Below are 17,377 nucleotides of genomic sequence, written 5' to 3'. Positions count from 1 at the left end.
CCATTTCCAGGCCCCCACGCCCTCCTCCTGATCAATAGCGAACCTGCCCATGGATACCCTCGCCCAACTGCGCGCCGGCCAACTGTCGGGCATCACCCGTCTGGATCTGTCCTGCGGACTGACCGAGTTCCCCCGGGAAATCTTCGACCTGGCGGACTCGCTGGAAGTGCTCAACCTCAGCGGCAACGCCTTGCGCAGCCTGCCAGACGACCTGCACCGCCTGACCCGTTTACGCGTGCTGTTCTGCTCGGACAATCAGTTCACCGAACTGCCCGCTTGCCTTGGCCAGTGCACCGCGCTGACGATGATCGGCTTCAAGGCCAACGCCATCGAAAACGTGCCGGGCGCCGCCCTGCCGCCGCTGTTGCGCTGGCTGATCCTGACTGACAACCGCCTCACGGAACTGCCGACCGAACTGGGTGAATGCCCGCATCTGCAAAAGCTCATGCTCGCCGGCAACCGGTTACAGCGTCTCCCCGAAAGCCTGAGTCATTGCCATCGACTCGAGCTGATCCGCATCGCCGCCAATCAGCTCACCGAGCTTCCCGAGTGGCTGCTGACCCTGCCGAGCCTGACCTGGCTGGCGTACGCCGGTAACCCGCTGGAAACCGAAGCCGACGCGGCTGCGCTTGAAGCCACGGCGAGCATTCCCTGGTCCCAACTGAACCTGGAGAAAAAACTCGGCGAAGGCGCGTCGGGGGTTATCCATCAGGCGTTGTGGGAACAGACGAAACAGGTCGCGGTAAAGCTCTACAAAGGAGAAATGACCAGCGATGGCTCGCCGTTGCACGAAATGAACGCCTGCATCACCGCCGGCATCCACCCCAATCTGATCCGGGTCGAAGGGCGAATCGTCGGCCATCCGCAAGCGCAGGCCGGGCTGGTGATGCAACTGATCGATCCGAGTTATCGCAACCTGGCCGGGCTGCCGAGCCTGGCGTCCTGCACCCGCGACGTCTACACCGACGACACCCGGTTCAGCGCTGGCGCGGCACTGCGCATCGCCAGTGGCATTGCTTCAGTGGCTGAACATTTGCACCTCCAAGGCATCACCCACGGCGACCTCTATGGTCACAACATCATGTGGAACGAGCATGGCGATTGCCTGTTGGGCGACTTTGGCGCGGCGTCTTTCCATGCCACTTCGGACAGCCTTGAAAGCCGCGCGCTGCAACGGATCGAGGTGCGGGCGTTTGGGGTGCTGCTGGGGGAATTGCTGGAGCGAATCGACTCGGGGTTGAGTGATGAACAGCGGGGCGCGTTAGAGGATCTACAGCAGCGTTGCTGTCAGCCGGATGTGCTGGCGCGGCCGGGGTTCAGCGAGGTTGTGCAGGCGTTGAAGGGACGGTGACCGCTGCGCGGTCAATCGCGAGCAGGCTCGCTCCCACATAGGATTTGTGAACGCCACAGATCGAATGTGGGAGCGGGCTTGCTCGCGAAGACGGCCTGCCAGGCAACAAAAGCCGTCAATGACACACAGACTTAACCCGCCAACCCGACAAACATGTCCTGCACGTCATCATGGTTATCGAGGCCTTCGAGGAACGCTTCGACTTCTGCCATCTGCTCATCGCTCAAACCACTGACCGGGTTCTTCGGCTGGTAGCCCAACTTGGCCGACAACACGGTGAAACCCTGCTCCGGCAGCGCTTTCTGTACCGCATCCAGGTCTGCAGGTTCGGTCAGGAACAGCGTCGCGCCGTCTTCACCCGGCTCGAAATCCTGGGCACCGGCTTCGATCGCAGCCATTTCCGGGTCGGCGTCAGGGCTGTCCGGGGACGCCTCGATCATGCCGACGTGGTTGAAGTCCCAGGCCACCGAACCGGAAGCGCCCAACTGGCCCTTACGGAACGCGACGCGGATTTCAGCGACGGTGCGGTTGATGTTGTCAGTCACGCATTCAACGATCAGCGGCACCTGATGCGGTGCGAACCCTTCATACGTCACGCGATGGTATTGCACGGTTTCGCCGAGCTGGCCGGAGCCTTTCTTGATCGCGCGTTCCAGGGTTTCGCGGGGCATCGAGGCTTTTTTCGCCTGTTCGACCACCAGACGCAGGTGTGCGTTGGTGGTGGTATCGGCACCGTTGCGGGCAGCGATGGTGATTTCTTTCACCAGTTTGCCGAAGATCTTGCCTTTGGCGTTGGCTGCCGCTTCTTTGTGTTTAACCTTCCACTGTGCGCCCATTACTCACTCTCTTGATCTGTGGCGCCGAGACATCTATTGGCCGACGCGTTGCGCAAGTTTATACGGCCTAAAGACGCCAATCGACCAAAAATTCCAAGATCTTCACCCCGTGACGAATCGACATCTTCATCAGTGTTTGTAGGGCGATTCTGAAAAGTCGATTTGCGGTGACGCTTCAGGGCTGTGGTTTCGTACCCTCTGCGCCCATCCTCCCTGGCAGAAGCGCGTTCGATGCACAACGACAAGGAAAGCCCCTTTACCCTGACACTGCTCGACGGCGGTCTGAGTCTGCAGGTGTTGCAGTTCAGCGGCCGTGAAGGTCTCAACCAGCCCTATCGATTCGACATCGACGTGATCGGCCTCGCTCCGGCGATGCACCTCGACCAATGGTTACAACAACCGGCGTTTTTGCGGCTGGCGGATGACCAGGGCATTCACGGCGTGATCCACAGCATCAGTCGCGAACATCGCGGCCCGCACCGGGTCGGCTATTCCCTGGTGCTGACGCCCCATCTGCAACACTTGGATCGACACAGTTTGCGTCGGGTGTTTCATCGTCTCAGCGTCCCCGCGATCGTGCGCCAGTTGCTGGAGGAGCATCAGTTGCCCGAGCACAGTTATCGTTTCGAACTGGCAAACGGCGGCTACCCGCCCCGGCCTTTTTGCATTCAGTACGATGAGAGCGATCTGGCCTTCCTGCAGCGGCTGTGTGAGGAAGAAGGCATCCACTATCACTTCGAACATCAGCCCGATGGACACGTACTGGTGCTGGCCGATGACAGCTTGAGTTTCCCCCAGGAGCCACTGTTGATGCCGTTCCAGGACGACGTATTCAACGACTCCGTCTTGCCGGTCATCAGCGAACTGTTCCAGCGCCATGAGCCGGTCCCCGCCCCGGCACGATGGGAAGCCAGAAACCGCGGCGCGCCGGTGGTCGGCGATGGAGCGGCTAATCATATGCTCGCCAGAACGGGCCCGGTCACGGCACGCCCTGCACCTGCACAGCTTCATCACGACCAGCTCAGCCGCCGACGGCTGGAACGCCTGCGTTGCCCGCAACGGCAGATCCACGGCCAAAGCAACCAGAGCGAACTGCGCAGTGGACGGATCCTGCAAGTGGCGCAGCATCCGCTCTCGAGTTTCAACGATCAGTGGCTGCTCACCGATATCCGGCACCAGGGGCAGCAGCCCTCGATTCTCGCCGAGGATCAGCCCGGCAGTGCCCGGCGCTATAGCAATCAGTTCACGGCCATTCCCTGGTCAACGGTCTTCAGGCCGGCGCTTAAACAGATCAAGCCGAGCATCCCGGGCTATCAGATCGCCCGGGTACTCGGCCCCGCCGGGCAACCGGCGGCACTCGATGATCAAGGCCGGATACAGGTCAGGTTATGGCCGACGCCGGCGTTCGAGGCGGATGAATCCGTCGGTCTCTGGCTACCGATCGCCCTCGCGGCGCCGGACAGTCGGATCGATCCGGCCAGGCTGCCCACGGCCGGCTCCGACGTGCTGATCAGTTTTCTCGACAGCGATCCGGACCGGCCAGTGCTGTGTGCCGGCATGGGCCATCCAAAGTCTTCCCGGCCTGCTTCCGAGCCACGCCGCGATGGCCGTCTGCTACTCGATTGGCTGGTCAACCGCCCGGATCTCGCCCCTTGAGTTTTGTCGGCGCACCGGGAGTCTGGTGTAGGCAGGTCCGGCCTCTTCGCGGGCAAGCCCGCTCCCACAGTGGATCTCTGTCGTACACACAATTTGTGTCTGCTGAAGATCAAATGTGGGAGCGGGCTTGCTCGCGAAGGCCGCACCTCGGTTTATCTGCCAGGCGCCAACCCAAAAAACGCCTGGATCAAGCGCAAATCCCGCCGCCGCTCCATGCACCCGATCATGTGCCGATTGACCAGACCCTCGCCAATAATCGGCACCGCCGCCACCCGCGGGTCATGGCTGACTTCCACCGACGACACCACGCCCACGCCCAATTCTGCGGCCACGGCCTCGGTCACTGCCTCGCGACTGTCCAACTCCAGTAACACCCGTGGATTGACCCTGGCCTGAGCGCATGCCTCGTCGAACGTGCGTCGGGTAATCGAACTCGGTTCACGCAAGACCATGATCACCTGGTCCAGCTCCTTGAGCTGTACCCCTTTCGACTGCTGCGCCCACGGATGTCCAGCAGGCACCAACGCACAAATCCTCGACTCGCTCAACGCTTGCAGGTGCAGCCCCTTGCGCGGCTCGACCTCGGTCAGCACCGCCACGTCGGCATGCTCCGACAACAACGCCGCCAATGTTTCCTGAGCATTGCCCAACCGCAGGTTCACGGTGATCCCCGGATAACGCGCACGCAAACTGGCGAGCATCGGCATGACCATATGCGGCCCGTCCGCCGCCACTTCCAGGCGCCCGGTCAGCAGCTGCCGGTTGGCCTCCAGCATCACCTGCGCTTCTTCGGCCAAGCCAAACATCGCCCGAGTGATCGCTGCCAGTTTGGTGCCCTCTTCCGTCAGCTCGACGCGCCGCGCGGTGCGTCGCAACAAAGTGATCTGGTAGTGCTCCTCCAACGCCTTGATGTGCCCGGTGACCGCCGGTTGGCTGATAAACAGGCGCTCGGCGGCGCGGGTGAAGCTGCCTTCCCGAGCCACAGCGTCGAAGGCACGCAGCTGAAACAGATTCATGAATAACTCTCACTGATGGCTGGCATAACAACAAACAATTTGATTGATAGCTCACCGAATTGCAATTTATGTCCCGTAGCTTCATCCCACTGAGCTTTTGCAAGGACACAAGAATGAGTACTGCCGAGCCCATCCTGCTCACCCCCGGCCCATTGACCACATCGAGCCGCACCCGTCAGGCAATGATGGTCGACTGGGGCTCATGGGATGACCGCTTCAACCAACTGACCGCCAGCCTCTGCGAACAACTGCTGACCATCATCAACGGCGGCGACAGCCATCACTGCGTGCCGTTGCAAGGCAGCGGCACGTTCGCGGTCGAGGCAGCCATCGGCACATTGGTGCCTCGCAACGGTAAAGTTCTGGTGCTGATCAATGGCGCCTACGGCAAGCGTCTGGCGAAGATCTGCGAAGTGCTCGGCCGCTCGTTCAGCACCTTCGAAACCGCCGAAGACGAACCGACCACCGCCGTCGACGTCGACCGCCTGCTGCGGGCCGATGCCAGCATCACCCACGTCGCGCTGATTCACTGCGAAACCAGCACCGGTATCCTCAACCCGCTGGCTGAAATCGCCCACGTTATCGAGCAGCACGGCAAACGCCTGATCATCGACGCCATGAGTTCGTTTGGCGCCCTGCCGATTGACGCCCAAGATGTGCCGTTCGATGCGCTGATCGCCGCCTCGGGCAAATGCCTGGAAGGTGTGCCAGGGATGGGCTTCGTTTTTGCGCGAAAAGAAGCGCTGGCCAATGCCGCCGGCAATTCGCACTCACTGGCAATGGACTTGTTCGACCAGCACACCTACATGGCCGGGACCGGCCAATGGCGCTTCACCCCGCCGACCCACGTGGTCGCGGCGCTGCACGAAGCGCTGCTGCAATACAACGAAGAAGGCGGCTTGCCCGCACGGCATCAGCGCTACGCCAATAACTGCCAGGTGCTGCTCGATGACATGGCCAAACTGGGGCTGCGCAGCTTCCTGCCCGCCGCGATCCAGGCGCCGATCATCGTCACCTTCCACGCGCCGAAAGACCCGCGCTATCAGTTCAAGGAATTCTACGAACGGGTCAAGGCCAAGGGTTTCATCCTCTACCCCGGCAAACTGACCCAGGTCGAAACCTTCCGCGTCGGCTGCATCGGCCACGTCAACCAGGCCGACATGCACGCCGCGGTGGCGGCGGTCGCCGAGGTGCTGCGCGAGATGGAAGTCATCGACATCTGAATTAACAGACACCGCCGTCCCTGTAGGAGCGAGGCTTGCCCGCGAATGCAGACGACACGGTCCGTCAGTTAAACCGAATTATCGTTCTTCGCGGGCAAGCCTCGCTCCTACAAGGGACACCTCACATGAACTACAGCAACCCAACCAAACTCCAAGCCGCCATCCTCGACTGGGCCGGCACCGTGGTCGACTTCGGCTCTTTCGCCCCGACGCAGATTTTTGTCGAAGCCTTCGCCGAGTTCGACGTCCAGGTTTCCATCGAAGAGGCCCGCGGACCGATGGGCATGGGCAAATGGGATCACATTCGTACCCTGTGCGATCAGCCGCAAGTCGCCGAGCGTTACCGCAACGTGTTTGGTCGCACACCGACCGACGATGACGTCACTGCCATTTACAAACGCTTCATGCCGCTGCAGATCGAAAAAATCGCCGAACACTCGGCCCTGATTCCGGGCGCCCTGGACACCATCGCCAACCTGCGCCAGCAAGGGATCAAGATCGGCTCCTGCTCCGGCTACCCGAAACAGGTCATGGACAAAGTCGTCGAACTGGCCACCACCAACGGTTACATCGCCGATCACGTGGTCGCCACCGACGAAGTGCCCAACGGCCGCCCATGGCCGGCTCAGGCACTGGCCAACGTGATTGCCCTGGGCATCGACGACGTCGCGGCCTGCGTGAAGATCGACGACACGGTGCCGGGCATTCTCGAAGGTCGCCGCGCCGGCATGTGGACCGTGGCGTTGATTTGCTCCGGCAACGCGCTGGGTCTGGACTACGAAGGCTATCGCGCCCTGAGCAGCGATAAACTGGCCAGCGAACGCAAGCGCATTCACGCCATGTTCGAAGGCTCGCGGCCGCACTACATGATCGACACCCTCACCGACTTGCCCGAGGTGATCGCCGACATCAACAAGCGCCTGGCCAACGGCGAGATGCCGCAAACCAACTGATTGCATCCCTCTCCTCACAGAAAAGCGCCAGTTCCTTTAACGGAACTGGCGCTTTTTTGTGGTCGATTACTTGATTCAGAGCATTGAACAGCCCATTGGTCTCAGGCAAATCCCCCAAACAGGATTACAGTTAACCCACGCCGTCGAACAAGAACGGTGACTTCAGACCAGACCTGTGAGGAAACACCGTATGCCCTGGAAGAATTCCGAATCACGCTACAGTACCGTATCGATCGCGCTGCACTGGTTGATGCTGGTTCTGCTATTAGTGGTTTACGCCTGCATCGAATTGCGCGGGATATTCCCCAAAGGCAGTGGCGGCCGGACGCTGATCAAGGAAGCCCACTTCATGCTCGGCCTGACGGTGTTCGTGCTGGTCTGGTTGCGGCTGTTCGCCCGCAGCCTGGGGCCGGCGCCGCAGATCTTCCCCGCCTCGCCACGCTGGCAGACCCTGCTCGCCAAACTGATGCATTGGGCGCTGTATATTTTCATGATCACCATGCCGATTCTGGGCTGGCTGATTACCAGCGCCGAGGGGCATCAGGTGATGTTCTATGGCATTGATCTGCCGTTGCTGATCGAAGAAAACAAACCGCTGGCCAAGCAGCTTGAGGGCTGGCATGTGCTCGGCGGGACGATCGGCTATTGGCTGATCGGCCTGCACGCCGTAGCCGGGCTGCACCACCACTATGTGGTGCGCGATAACACCCTGCTGCGGATGATGCCCAAGCGCGGTTGAGTTCGGCGTGGTAAATCAAGACACAAAACCTGTAGGAGCGAGGCTTGCCCGCGAAGAACGATGACGCGTGATACCTGAAAAGCCGCGGTGCATTCTTCGCGGGCAAGCCTCGCTCCTACAGGATTTAGCCCTCTCGCCGTGAACTGAACCCCCGGCGGCCCTGCAAGCCGCCGGTATGGACGAAGATCAGTCGCGTTCCCCGGGCAAATTTACCCGCCTCGACTTGCTGCTTGAGCGCCAGCAGCGCTTTGCCGGTGTACAGCGGTTCGAGAGGAATGCCACTGGCCTGTTCGGTCTGCTCGATGAACGCAAGCAACGGCGGATCGACTTTGGCAAAACCGCCACGGCTGGCGTCCAGCAGTTCATAGGCGGGATCGATCAGTCCGGCGTCCTGCACAATCATGTCGACCTGCTGCGCCACGCCATGATCGTCAGGCACCGCCAGCGCGCCATACACCGGATGCTCACCCGCCTCGGCCAGAACCAGACCGGCCAGGGAGGTACCCGTTCCGCAGGCCAGCCACCAGCCATCATAATTGCTCCAACCCAAAGCACTCAGTTGCTGGCAGGCCATCTCCTTCAGCCGCATGCACCCCTTCGCCCCAAGCAAGCCGCCGCCACCTTCCGGCACTGGATGTAGCTCGGGGTATTGCTCCCGCCATGGCTGCCAAAAGCCCGGTTCATGTCGCGCGCGATAACCGCCATAACCCAACCAGTGCAAGTGCATGCCGAATGCCTGCAAGTCCTTTACCGTCGGAGTGTCTTGCGGATGCCCACGCAGCAGTCCGACCGTGGTGAAACCAAAGCGTTTGCCTGCAGCGGCCAATGCATGGAGATGGTTGGAATGGGCACCGCCCAGGCTGATGATGCCTTGGGCGCCATTCTGGTCAGCGGCTTTGAGGTGTTCGATGAGTTTGAACCACTTGTTACCGCTGATCAGCGGGTCGATCTGGTTCAGACGAAGGATCGCGACGTCGATGCCGGCGGTGGTGAGCCAGTCGAGGTGAAGGGGGTCGAGGGGGGCTTGGGGTAGCCAGTCTGTTGGTGGGGAAAGCATTGATGCCGGCTCGGGGTAAAGAGCCCATATCTTAGCAGCAGACAGGACGCCTTCGCGGGCAAGCCTCGCTCCTACAGGTTTCAGGTTGCTCACCCAATGGTGCTTTAACTCGAAACCCTGTAGGAGCGAGGCTTGCCCGCGAAGGCCATTGGCAAGCTAAGCCTGCCTACTCCATTACAACTCAGCCGCCAACCGCGAACCCTGGTTGATCGCGCGCTTGGCATCCAGCTCCGCCGCCACGTCCGCGCCGCCGATCAAATGCACGTTCTGCCCGGCCGCGAGCAAACCGTCCTGCAACTCACGCAACGGATCCTGTCCGGCGCAGATCACGATGTTGTCCACCGGCAGCACCTGCGGTTCGCCGCTTTCACCGATACGGATGTGCAGGCCTTCATCGTCGATCTTCAGGTACTCGACGCTGTTGAGCATCTGCACCTGCTTGTTCTTGAGACCCGTGCGGTGAATCCAGCCGGTGGTCTTGCCCAGGCCATCGCCGACCTTGGATGTCTTGCGTTGCAGCAGGAACACTTCACGGGCCGGCGCATGGGGCTCAGCCTTGATACCCGCAACGCCGCCGCGCGCTTCCAGGTGTGTATCGATGCCCCACTCCTTCCAGAACGCTTCGCGGTCCTGACTGGTGGCCACACCCTTGTGAACGAGGAATTCCGACACGTCGAAACCGATACCGCCGGCGCCGATCACCGCGACGCGCTTGCCCACCGGTTTGCGCTCGAGGATCACGTCCAGGTAGCTCAGCACCTTGGCATGCTCGACGCCCGGTATCGCCGGCACCCGTGGCGCAATGCCGGTCGCCAGGATGATTTCGTCGTAACCGCCCTCAACCAGCTGCGCCACGTCCACACGGGTGTTCAGGCACAGTTCGACGTGGGTGGTCTGCAATTTGCGGTTGAAGTAGCGCAGGGTTTCGAAGAACTCTTCTTTGCCCGGCACGCGCTTGGCAATGTTGAACTGGCCGCCGATTTCGCTGGCCGAATCGAACAACGTCACCTGGTGACCACGTTCAGCAGCCACGGTCGCGACAGACAGTCCCGCAGGGCCTGCGCCGACCACAGCAATTTTCTTGATCTGCTGCACCGGCAGGTAATTGAGTTCGGTTTCATGGCAGGCCCGTGGGTTCACCAGGCAACTGGTCAACTTGCCGCCAAAGGTGTGATCCAGGCACGCCTGATTGCAACCGATGCAGGTGTTGATTTCATCGCCACGACCGGCCGCAGCCTTGTTGACGAAATCCGGATCGGCGAGGAACGGCCGCGCCATGGACACCATGTCGGCATCGCCTTCGGCCAGAATCTGCTCGGCGACTTCCGGGGTGTTGATGCGGTTAGTGGTGATCAGCGGAATACTGACCGAGCCACGCAGCTTGGCCGTGACTTTGCTGAACGCCGCACGCGGCACCTTGGTGGCGATGGTCGGAATCCGCGCTTCGTGCCAGCCGATGCCAGTGTTGATGATCGTCGCACCGGCCTGCTCGATGGCCTTGGCCAATTGCACGATCTCTTCCCAGCTGCTGCCGCCTTCCACCAGATCGAGCATCGACAGGCGGAAGATAATGATGAAGTTCGGGCCGACCGCTTCGCGCACCCGGCGGACGATTTCCACCGGCAGGCGCATGCGGTTTTCGTAAGCACCGCCCCAGCGGTCAGTGCGATGGTTGGTGTGGGCCGCGAGAAACTGGTTAATGAAATAACCTTCGGAGCCCATGATCTCGACGCCGTCGTACTCGGCTTTTTGCGCCAGGGTCGAGCAGGTGACGAAATCGCTGATCTGCTTCTCGATGCCTTCTTCGTCCAGCTCTTTAGGCTTGAACGGGTTGATCGGCGCCTGAATCGCGCTCGGGGCCACTTGTTTCGGGCTGTAGGCATAACGCCCGGCATGAAGAATCTGCATGCAGATCTTGCCGCCCGCCTCGTGCACTGCTCGGGTGACGATCAGGTGTTTGAGTGCTTCTTCCTCGGTGGTCAGCTTGGCCGCGCCGGAGTAAACCCCACCCTCATCATTCGGGCCGATACCGCCGGTGACCATCAGGCCAACGCCACCACGGGCACGCTCGGCGAAGTACGCGGCCATGCGCTCGAAACCGCCGGGCTTTTCCTCAAGCCCCGTGTGCATCGAGCCCATCAGGGTGCGGTTGCGCAACGTGGTAAAACCCAGGTCCAGCGGGGCCAACAGGTGCGGGTAATGAGCGGCGGCCATCGGTAACTCCACAACGAGCGATCACGGAAAAAATGCAGGAGCTCTTCGGCCCCCGTCAGTCATGTTCGACAGACTAAGAGTCGCACCGCTGTCACTCAATGACCGTAACTGACAACTTATTGATCCAAATGTGCAGCGCCCCTTGGCAAGCGCGGGGATGGGCCCTACCCTAGTCGCGAACCCTGCACACGGCCGTTGACTGTTTCCCCATGCGCAAACTTTTGTACCTGACCTTCTCCATGGCGTTGATCGCCGTCCTCACGACCTACGCCATGTGGGCCGCGGACCGTCCGGTGGGTCATTACCTGTCGGATTTGCGTATCAGCCTTGCGGTCGATCAGGGCACCCCCGCCGATCGCGGCAATCTGCTGGGTATCCAGCCCGAGCTGTTCCCCACCGATTATCAAAGCCCCGAACGCCTGCACCGCAAGCTCGCGGCTTACTTGCAGAAGGCTCAGGATCAGGGCCTGCTGAATGAAAAGACCATCGTCGTACTGCCCGAACATGTCGGTACCTGGCTGATGATCAGCGGCGAAAAAGACGAGTTGTACCAGGCCACTACGCTCAAGGAAGCGATGAACTGGCTGGCGGTGAGCAACCCGTTGCAGTTCATCCGCGCCCTGATCAGTGCCGAGGGCGGTAGCCGTCTCGACGATGCGCACTTGCGGATGAAAGCCAAGAAAATGGCCAAGAGTTACCAGGCGCTGTTCGGCGGCTTGGCGAAAGAATTCCGCATCACTCTGGTGGCGGGTTCCATCGTGTTGCCCGAGCCGAGTGTCAGCGATGGCACCCTGAAGATTGGCCGCGGTGCCCTGTACAACAGCAGCGTCGTGTTCGGTCGCGACGGTTTGCCGATCGGCCAGCCGCAGCGGCAAATGCACCCGACTTTCGCTGGTCACGACACCGTCGATGCCAATTCCGAACACACGATCAACGTCGTCGACACACCGGCCGGACGCTTGGGCGTGTTGATCGGCAGCGACAGTTGGTATCCGGAAAACTATCGCAAACTCGACGATCAAGGCGCGCAACTGGTGGCGGTCCCGGCGTTCGTCGTCGGGCGCGGGTCTTGGGACCAACCGTGGCGCGGCTACAAAGGCCAGTCCACGCCTAGCTCTGTCAGTCTCAAGGCTGGCGAACTCAGCGAAGGTCAGGCCTGGCATCGGCTGACGCTGATTGCCCAACCGTCCGGCAGCCAGACCATCGCCGGCATGAGCGTGTTCCTGCGCGGTCAGTTCTGGGACAAGGGCAGCGCCGGTCAAAGTTTCCTCAGCAGCAACGGGCAACAATTCGCCGACGGCGATGCCCGGGGCGCGCGTTTGCTGAACCTCTGGCTGTAAGCCGATGAAACCGCAGCCGATGCGCCTCGGGGATTTGTCGGTGGGCTTCGTCCATAGCCTGGCCGACGCCGTGCGCAGCCATGGCCTGGACCCACAACCGCTGCTCGAACAGTACGGCCTCGACGCCGCACGACTGGCCGAGGCCGGCGCCCGCCTCTCGATCCCGCGCTACATGCGCCTGGGTCACGGGGCCATTCAACTGACTGACGACCCGGCACTGGGTTTGCGTATGGGCCAGCTCAGCCGTCTGAGCCAGGCCGGCCTGGCCGGAGTCACCGCCGCCCAGGCCCCCACCGTGCGGGAAGCGGCGCGCTGCCTGATACGCTTTGAAGCGCTGTATGGCTCCAACTATCGCGGCCAATCGAGCTTTCATGAAGACGCCCAGGGCGCCTGGCTGCGGTTCTATTCGATCAGTCCCTACAATGCCTACAATCGCTTCGTGGTGGATTCGATCATCGCCGGCTGGTTGCAGCAATTGTCCAGCGTAAGCCCTGCCCCGCTACGCGCCGAACGGATCGAGATCGAGTTTGAAGCGCCGGATTACCGCGAGGCCTACGCCGTGTTGGGGGATTGTCCGATTCAGTTTGGCGCCGAACAGAATCAACTGCGCCTGAACCTGGACAGCCTCGCCCAGCGCAATCCGCAGCACTGCCCCAGTACCTGGCGGCACCTGCTGCAATTGTGTGAACGGGAACTGGAGCAACTGACACGCACCCGCAGCCTGCGTGAACGCATCACTCAGTTACTGGGGCCGTTGCTCAATGGTGGTCGGGAACCCGACCTGGAAGAAGTGGCGGCACGCCTGAAGCTGCCGACCTGGACCTTGCGTCGCAAACTCGCCGAGGAAGGCACGCAATTTCGTGCAATTCTCAACGACACGCGCCGCGACCTCGCCATGACTTACATCCGAGACACCGAACTGGCGTTCGGGGAAATCGCCTACCTGCTGGGATTTGCCTCTGCCGAAGCCTTTCAACGGGCTTTCAAACGCTGGAACGGCCAGACCCCCGGCGAGTTTCGCCGCAGTCATCGCCAATCCGCGTAAGGTTAGGGGGCGTTCTCAATAAGTTTCCCCGCTGCTCCCCCTAAAGCTCGGTAGCGTCTTCGGCTGGTTCCAGCGGGTCCAGTTCAAACGCCTGGTATTCGAGCAGTTCTTCCTGATAATCGTCCATTATTAAACCCCCATCGCTTGTTGAAAAAATCGCTTGAATAAATGACCAGCGCCCTGAGCATAAAGTGCCCGCATGAAAGAAAAATGACGCGGGCATTACACTACGTCGCTATCAATAAAACGTAGCAGGTGGTCAGGAATTTATCACAGGATTTTTTCGATACGAGCGGTGGGAATACGGCTCGACTTGATGTGGATCAAACTTGGAAGGTGTTGCGGGACGGAGTCGTCTGACCCGATCCCGTAACATCAGCCCATTACTGGCCGGAGACAGGCATGGCCGAAATTGGCTCGGTCGGTGCTGGCATGGTGCTTGAATCCGCCGGTGGAGCCACTGTTTCGGTGGACGAAGTCGGCTCGCTGCTCTGCACCGGGGTAATCGGCGCCGTTTCAGCAGGTGGCACAACAGGCTCCGAACTGGCTGGAGCGGTTTCAGCGGGTGCAGGTTCGGCTGCCGGCGCTGGAGCAGGCGCAGGTTCTGCCGCTGGGGTCGAGGTCGGCGCCAACTGAGCCGGCGCAGCCTTGGCTTCGGGCACACCCAGATCAGTCTTCGGCTTCTCGGTAATGTGTGCCGCCTTCTTCGCCTCCGGTGGTAGGAACAACTCGACCAAGGCAAAGAAACGCTCGTAGAACTTGGCCGAGGACACGGTTTCACTGGCGACCTTGACCATCGAATCGTCAGACGAGCCGATCGGCATCGATACCGAGCCCAACACACCGACACCGAGGCTGGCGGAGTTGTTGGTCTTCTTCAACGCATAACGGTCCTGCAGGGCGTTGGCGAACATTGTCGCGTGATGCCCTTCGCTGCCGTCATCGGCACAGACCACGCTGAAGCTGATCTCCATGTGGGTCTCGCCAGTCTGCTGGAAGCTCTTGTGTCCACTGACCAGCTTCGGATCGGCGCTGGTGATGATGTAACCCTGGCTGAGCAAAGCCCGACGGGCGGCCTCGCAGGTTTGCGCATCGGTCACCGGGTAATTGCGCGAGAACGTTCCGGAGTCGTCGAAGTTCTCATGCTCGTAGATGGCGGCTTTCTTCGACGAACAACCGGCAGCGGCGGCCAGCACCAAGGCCAGCCCGACAACACGCATGGGAATTGATTTAAACATTGAACATCCTGAGGAAAACGGTTCGGGGCGTATTGTGCAACAGATCGATGCTTAGCGTCGCACCGTTTGGTGTCTTGAAACAGTTACAAGTCTACTGACTGTTACTGACAGGAAAAAGTCGCGCGGTAAATAAGCAGGCGACGGGTAGCTCATGCCATTTTTGTTTCACCCATAAAAAACCCCAGCCTTACGGCCGGGGTTTTTGTGTCGCGCAAAGCTCAGTCAAGCATCAGAAACGCTTGATCTCAGCCTCGCTTTCCAACAGTTTGCGGTAAGCCGCGAAGTCTTGCTGGCCAATGCGCGAGGCGAGGAAGCGACGGTATTGAACCTTCTCTTCTTCGGTCGGCGCCGCAGCTTCGTTCACGCCGTTCAGACGCACGATCACCAGGCTACCATCGGCCAGGGTCACGCTGCTGAAGGTCGGCTTGTCTTTGGCAACCGGCTTGGGCATGCGGAACAGCGCTTGCAGCACAGTCGGGTCGACCCCTTCCTGAGCACGCGTCGCAGCTTGAGTCACTTTCCAGTTCTGGCCATCGATCGCCTGGTCCAGTGCAGTCTTGCCATCGCGCAGGCTGACGATCAGTTGATCAGCCTTGGTCTTGGCGGCAGCACTGGCATGCTCCTTGGTCAGCTGCGCACGGATGCTGGCAGCCACGCTTTCCAGCGGCAGTTGCTCAGGCTTGCGGTGTTCCTTGGCGCGCAGCACGATCACGGTTTCCGGGTCCAGCTCGATGGCGGTGCTGTTGGCACCCTCATCCAGCACTTCAGGACTGAACGCAGCGGTCACTACGGCACGGTTGGCCGCAATTCCTTCGCCACCTTCCCGGCCGAATGGCGCGGACGTGTGGACAGTCAGCTTCAGGTCTTGTGCCGGCTGGGCCAGATCGGAGGCTTCGAACGACGAGTCTTCCAATTGTTTGGTCGCCTCGACGAAACGCTGCTCGACCTGCTGGGTTTTCAGCTCGCGGGTCAGCTTGTCTTTCAGGCTGGCAAACGTCGGCACTTCAGGGGCTTCAACGCCCAGCAGCTTGATCAGGTGGAAACCGAAGTCAGTGCGAACCGGCTCCGAAACCTGAGCCTTGGCCAACGAATACAGGGCTTTTTCAAACGCTGGATCGTAGACGCCTGGACCTGCATAACCGAGGTCACCGCCGTTGTTCGCCGAGCCTGGATCCTGGGAGAACTCCTTGGCCAGAGCCTCGAATTTCTCGCCTTTGGCCAGACGCGCCTGCACTTCTTCGATTTTGGCCTTGGCTTGCGCCTCGGTCACCTTATCGTTCACTTCGACCAGAATATGCGCAGCCCGGCGTTGCTCGGACAGGTTCGCGGTTTCTTTCTGATACGCCGCTTGCAAGTCTTCGTCCTTGACGCTGACCTGATCAAAGAAGGACGCCTTCTTCAATTCGAGGTAGTCGATGACCACCTGATCCGGCGTCATGAATTCCTTGGCGTGTTCGTCGTAGTAGGCTTTGACTTCGTCGTCAGTCAGTTTCACCGCCGCAGGATCTGCCTTGACGTTCAAGGTGGCGAAATCGCGGGTCTGTTTTTCCAGACGGGCGAAGGCCAGAACCTGTGCATCGGTGACAAAGCCGCTACCGGCCAAGCCAGCACGTAGCTGACCGATCAGCATTTCCTGAGCCAGCATCTGGCGAAATTGCAGACGGCTATAGCCCAGTTGACGGATCACCTGATCGAAGCGATCGGCGTTGAATTTGCCTTCCACCTGGAATTCAGGCGTTTGCAGGATCACCTGATCCAAAGCCGCTTCGGAGAAAGCGAATTTCGATTTTTCTGCGCCTTGCAGCAGCAGTTTGCGATCAATCAGGCCTTTGAGGGCCGATTCGCGCAGCATTTTTTCGTCGAGCAAGGAAGCATCGAAATCCTTGCCAAGCTGTTGCATGAGCTGACGGCGTTGCATATCGACCGCCTGGTTCAGCTCGTTTTGACTGATTTCTTCACCATTGACCTTGGCCGCATCCTGGCTGTTGGTCGTCGCCTGGAAAATGGCCTCGATACCGGTGAAAGCCATCAGTACAACGATGATCCCGATAATGGTCTTGGCAATCCAGCCTTGTGAATTGTCCCTGATATTCTGCAGCATGCGTCCCCCAGAAACGGTTGAACTTCAAAATTAGGCAACCGTGGAGCGTGGGTAGAATCCGGATAGAAGAAAGGCGCATCCGAGGATGCGCCTTCTCGTAACTGGCGGAGCGGACGGGACTCGAACCCGCGACCCCCGGCGTGACAGGCCGGTATTCTAACCGACTGAACTACCGCTCCGCTGCCAAGTCAGGAATGACCCCGACCCGGATAGGCAAAAACCTGAATCGAACTTAGTTGACAGCTTCTTTCAGTGCTTTACCGGCTTTGAAACCTGGCTTTTTGGCAGCAGCGATTTCCAGCGTCTTACCGGTCTGTGGGTTACGACCAATGCGAGCTGGACGATCGGTTACGGAGAAGGTACCGAAACCAACCAGAACAACAGAGTCGCCAGCCTTGAGAGCGCCAGTGACGGATTCGATTACAGCGTCCAGCGCACGGCCAGCAGCAGCTTTCGGGATATCAGCGGATGCAGCGATAGCATCAATCAGTTCCGACTTGTTCACTCTAAGTCCCCTTATATCTATTTGAGTTTGATTCTAAGTTTTTTGGTGAAAGCAAAAAAACGAGTGCTGAATGGCCTACAGACACTTAAGAGCCGCTTTATAA

At 60.2% G+C, this 17,377-nt stretch carries 14 protein-coding genes and 1 tRNA gene; 7 read left to right on the top strand and 8 right to left on the bottom strand.

Translation table 11 applies throughout. From position 1 onward, the window contains the following. The first annotated feature begins 49 nt into the window (after positions 1-49). Positions 50-1,351: a leucine-rich repeat-containing protein kinase family protein gene (locus KW837_RS02650; protein ID WP_218394393.1), complete on the top strand. Its 1,302-nt coding sequence runs from the start codon at positions 50-52 to the stop codon at positions 1,349-1,351. 131 nt (positions 1,352-1,482) lie between these two features. Here KW837_RS02650 and KW837_RS02645 read toward each other — a convergent pair whose 3' ends face one another. Next, positions 1,483-2,187: a YebC/PmpR family DNA-binding transcriptional regulator gene (locus KW837_RS02645; RefSeq protein ID WP_007903391.1), complete on the bottom strand. Its 705-nt coding sequence runs from the start codon at positions 2,185-2,187 to the stop codon at positions 1,483-1,485. Between the two features lie 231 nt (positions 2,188-2,418). On the opposite strand from KW837_RS02645, the gene KW837_RS02640 reads away from it, so the two are divergent. After that, on the top strand, positions 2,419-3,843 hold the full coding sequence (locus KW837_RS02640; RefSeq protein WP_218394392.1) for a type VI secretion system Vgr family protein: 1,425 nt from the start codon (positions 2,419-2,421) through the stop codon (positions 3,841-3,843). Between the two features lie 152 nt (positions 3,844-3,995). Here KW837_RS02640 and KW837_RS02635 read toward each other — a convergent pair whose 3' ends face one another. Next, positions 3,996-4,859: a LysR substrate-binding domain-containing protein gene (locus tag KW837_RS02635; RefSeq protein WP_218394391.1), complete on the bottom strand. Its 864-nt coding sequence runs from the start codon at positions 4,857-4,859 to the stop codon at positions 3,996-3,998. A 113-nt stretch (positions 4,860-4,972) separates the two neighbouring features. Between KW837_RS02635 and KW837_RS02630 the strand changes: the two genes are divergently transcribed. The 3 genes from KW837_RS02630 (at position 4,973) to KW837_RS02620 (ending at position 7,774) form a co-directional block, all read left to right on the top strand. Beyond that, positions 4,973-6,082, top strand: coding sequence for a 2-aminoethylphosphonate--pyruvate transaminase (locus tag KW837_RS02630; protein ID WP_218394390.1), 1,110 nt, complete (start codon positions 4,973-4,975; stop codon positions 6,080-6,082). 125 nt (positions 6,083-6,207) lie between these two features. Continuing rightward, on the top strand, positions 6,208-7,035 hold the full coding sequence (gene phnX / locus KW837_RS02625) for a phosphonoacetaldehyde hydrolase (protein WP_218394389.1): 828 nt from the start codon (positions 6,208-6,210) through the stop codon (positions 7,033-7,035). Positions 7,036-7,225: 190 nt separating this feature from the next. Next, positions 7,226-7,774, top strand: a complete 549-nt coding sequence (locus KW837_RS02620) for a cytochrome b (protein ID WP_218394388.1) — start codon at positions 7,226-7,228, stop codon at positions 7,772-7,774. 124 nt (positions 7,775-7,898) lie between these two features. Here the strand turns inward: KW837_RS02620 and KW837_RS02615 are convergent, their stop codons facing one another. Both KW837_RS02615 and KW837_RS02610 read right to left on the bottom strand, forming a co-directional pair. Further along, a complete protein-coding gene (locus KW837_RS02615; protein WP_218394387.1) occupies positions 7,899-8,831 on the bottom strand; it encodes a 1-aminocyclopropane-1-carboxylate deaminase/D-cysteine desulfhydrase in 933 nt (310 codons plus the stop codon). 174 nt (positions 8,832-9,005) lie between these two features. Next, complete coding sequence (locus KW837_RS02610) at positions 9,006-11,045, bottom strand: NADPH-dependent 2,4-dienoyl-CoA reductase (protein ID WP_218394386.1); 2,040 nt, start codon at positions 11,043-11,045, stop codon at positions 9,006-9,008. A gap of 209 nt (positions 11,046-11,254) precedes the next feature. Between KW837_RS02610 and KW837_RS02605 the strand changes: the two genes are divergently transcribed. After that, complete coding sequence (locus KW837_RS02605) at positions 11,255-12,385, top strand: nitrilase-related carbon-nitrogen hydrolase (protein WP_218394385.1); 1,131 nt, start codon at positions 11,255-11,257, stop codon at positions 12,383-12,385. Positions 12,386-12,389: 4 nt separating this feature from the next. Then, positions 12,390-13,430, top strand: a complete 1,041-nt coding sequence (locus tag KW837_RS02600) for an AraC family transcriptional regulator (RefSeq protein WP_192342580.1) — start codon at positions 12,390-12,392, stop codon at positions 13,428-13,430. Between the two features lie 383 nt (positions 13,431-13,813). Here KW837_RS02600 and KW837_RS02595 read toward each other — a convergent pair whose 3' ends face one another. From KW837_RS02595 to KW837_RS02580, 4 genes are all read right to left on the bottom strand, one after another. Then, on the bottom strand, positions 13,814-14,668 hold the full coding sequence (locus KW837_RS02595) for a DUF2242 domain-containing protein (RefSeq protein WP_218394384.1): 855 nt from the start codon (positions 14,666-14,668) through the stop codon (positions 13,814-13,816). Positions 14,669-14,897: 229 nt separating this feature from the next. Further along, the gene (locus tag KW837_RS02590; RefSeq protein ID WP_218394383.1) at positions 14,898-16,769 is read right to left on the bottom strand and encodes a SurA N-terminal domain-containing protein; all 1,872 of its coding nucleotides are present in this window, start codon (positions 16,767-16,769) and stop codon (positions 14,898-14,900) included. Positions 16,770-16,871: 102 nt separating this feature from the next. After that, positions 16,872-16,948: transfer RNA gene (locus tag KW837_RS02585), tRNA-Asp, on the bottom strand. A 53-nt stretch (positions 16,949-17,001) separates the two neighbouring features. Further along, entirely contained in the window at positions 17,002-17,274 is a 273-nt protein-coding gene (locus KW837_RS02580) for an HU family DNA-binding protein (RefSeq protein WP_002552737.1), read from the bottom strand. Between the last annotated feature and the right edge of the window lie 103 nt (positions 17,275-17,377).

Origin of the sequence: Pseudomonas sp. PDM24 (assembly GCF_019218905.1) — a bacterium.
GTDB lineage: Bacteria > Pseudomonadota > Gammaproteobacteria > Pseudomonadales > Pseudomonadaceae > Aquipseudomonas.
This window is presented reverse-complemented; position numbering and strand designations above follow the sequence as displayed.